The sequence below is a fragment of the Variovorax sp. MHTC-1 genome, from assembly GCF_003984645.1.
In the GTDB taxonomy this organism is placed as follows: Bacteria; Pseudomonadota; Gammaproteobacteria; order Burkholderiales; family Burkholderiaceae_C; genus Variovorax.
Genome location: NZ_RWKI01000071.1, coordinates 1 through 1,558, shown reverse-complemented (window position 1 = coordinate 1,558; position 1,558 = coordinate 1). Strand labels below are relative to the sequence as shown.

1 protein-coding gene is annotated in these 1,558 nt (G+C 63.2%); it reads right to left on the bottom strand.

Annotation, left to right across the window (positions count from 1 at the left end):
* Window positions 1-334: 334 nt before the first annotated feature.
* Window positions 335-1,471, bottom strand: coding sequence for an IS110 family transposase (locus tag EJI01_RS28240; protein WP_126840397.1), 1,137 nt, complete (start codon window positions 1,469-1,471; stop codon window positions 335-337).
* Window positions 1,472-1,558: the final 87 nt, after the last annotated feature.

The window sequence follows — 1,558 nt, the reverse complement described above, 5'->3', positions numbered from 1 at the left end:
TAGTCCACTTCTATGAGGACTTGTTTGTCAAGCCGTCGTGACCGCGGTCAGTGGCGACGACGTAGGGTGGCATTGGGTGATGCATCTCATCCGAGGTCGGGGTATGGTGAACGTTCGAGCCAATGCCCGGACGAACTTCTATCCGTGCAAGGTGCGGGACCTTGCACCCCATGCTGCATGCGCGCAAAGCACACTGGCAAACCCCCAGTTACCGAGGCGCCCCTTCTGAATTGACGGTCACTGCAAAGTGACCCGTGGACTAGGCGGGCGCGTCGACCTTTGATGATGATGTGTTTCATAGCCACCGTGCGTTAGAACAAGGCTGCTCGGGACTTCAGGCGGCGGCTGGCTTGAGCGACGCCCCGGCCGGGATCTCGCCGTGCTCGAGGTAGCGCCACAGCGCGATCCCCAGCCTTCTGGCCAGGGCGACGATGCCTACGCGTCGCATGCGCTTGCCTCCAGCAACGAAGCGCCGATTGAACCACTGGCTCAAGGCGCTTTCGGGCTGCAGACGCAACCAACTCCAGGCGAGCTCGATTAGCAACGTGCGCGCTCGCTTGTTGCCAGCCTTGCTGATGCCTTGCTCGATCTGTCTGTCTCCGCTGTCATAGGGCGTGGGTGACAGACCCAAGCAGCCGGCGAGTTCGCGCCGGTTGGCGAAGCGCCGCCAGCCGAACAATTCCTTGACCAACACCCAAGCGCCCTTGGGTCCGATGGCGCGCAACTGGGCAAGCTTCGCCACCAGCGGTTGCTTCCCATCGGCCAGTTCCTGGCGCCGCTGGGCCTCCATCATCTTGACTTGGTGCTTGACCAGAGTCAGGCGTGCGCACTCGCGTTCGATCTCGGCACGCAGCAATGGCGGTACCTGCTCGCAATTGCGTTCCCACCAACGCGCCCAGTCTCGTCCGCCGATGATCACGTTCGGGCGCAAGTTGTGCAGCACCAGCAGCGAGCCGATGCGATTCGTGTGTGACGTGCGCTCTTGCGTCAGCCGGGCGAACTCGCGGTGCGTGCGGCGCGCGTCTTCGTCCTCCGGCGTGGGCTCATGCACCACCGCCCACACGCGCTCGCCACGATGATGGCGCAGCAGCATCGCCAGCAGCTTGTCGCCATCGAGCCGGTCGGTCTTGGCCCGCCTGGCGTGTCGGTTCACCTCAATGCTGGAGGAGTCGACGACGATGTTGTCGACACCCTGCTCGACCAACCAGCGGTGCAGCCACCAACCGTCGCGCCCAGCTTCGTAGCACGAGTGCACCCTGGCCCGCGGTCCGAGCTTGGAGCGCTCCCGGGCCTTACCAATGCAGTGCGCAACTGCAGCCGCGTCGCCGGCGCCCACGTTGTATCGGCTCGGGCCGTGTCGGCCATCGCTCGCCGTCACCTTCCAGGACTTGTCGCCGAGCTCGAAGCTCATGTACAGGTCTGGCGCGATCGCCGTATCCTTCACTTGTGGGGCTGTCTGGGTTGTCGACATTTCCATCTCCTTTGCTACGAGGTTGAGGAAATCCCGTTTTAGCGAAACGGGGCTCTCTCAGGTAGTCCCACATAGCATCTGAATCAC

Bases quoted from the DNA above. Each gene is read 5' to 3' on its own strand.
- EJI01_RS28240 (WP_126840397.1), bottom strand. From the start codon at position 1,471: ATGTCGACAACCCAGACAGCCCCACAAGTGAAGGATACGGCGATCGCG.